1 protein-coding gene is annotated in these 896 nt (G+C 28.8%); it reads left to right on the top strand.

Features of this window, described 5'->3' with window-relative positions:
- On the top strand, positions 1-576 hold a 576-nt coding region (locus CN514_RS16420; protein WP_286141722.1), incomplete at its 5' end, for a UDP binding domain-containing protein.
- Positions 577-896: the final 320 nt, after the last annotated feature.

Raw genomic sequence — 896 nt, 5'->3', positions numbered from 1 at the left:
GTAATTGAAATGGCTAATAAACATCCAAGGGTAAACTTACACACACCAGGCCCAGGTGTAGGCGGACATTGTTTAGCTGTTGATCCATATTTTATCGTTGCAAAAGCACCAGAAACTGCAAAAATGATAAATTTGGCAAGAGAAATTAATACTTCAATGCCAAATTTTGTAGTGGAGAATATCAATACGTTAATGGAGAAGGTTGACGGAAAGGTAATTACAGTATTTGGATTAACTTATAAAGGAAACGTTGATGACATAAGAGAAAGTCCTGCAATTGAAATCCTAAATGAATTAAAAGAACAAGCAAAATATGAAATCCGCGCTTTTGATCCACATGTGATTAATGATCTTGTTATTGAGGATATAAGAGAATCTGTCTATCAATCTGATTTAGTTGTAATCTTAACAGACCACAATGAGTTTAAAAGGTTGAATTTGGACGAACTTAGCGGTATGGCAAATAAACGTGTATTTGATACTAAAAATGTTGTACAAAATATTTCATCTGAATTTGAATATATTAACTTCGGTAATTTATATGAATACACTAAGAAAGAATTAGTCCTTTCATAGAATTTCGGAATTAAATTTATAAATTGTATTCTAAGCATAACTCCTAAAGGTTAGCTTATGTATTAGAGTAAATATCCTTTGCTAATTTAGACTTAATAACTGAATTCACTTTTTGTTTAAAAGTAGTAAGAGTTATTAATAGGATATTAATAGATTAATAGGGCTGATAATTTAGTTTATTATCGGCCCTTCTATTATTTAAGCAATTGATCTGTAAGAGTTAGAATAGATATTTTATCGATATCGCAAAATATAGTTTTTTTAAGCATTAAACTTTACTAATCTATTTATCTAAGAATTTATTTATAGCTAATCAAATA

Source organism: Bacillus sp. AFS001701 (assembly GCF_002559405.1).
GTDB lineage: Bacteria > Bacillota > Bacilli > Bacillales > Bacillaceae_G > Gottfriedia.
The sequence above is the reverse complement of the archived record's forward strand: the minus strand, read 5'-3'. Positions and strand labels throughout refer to the sequence as shown.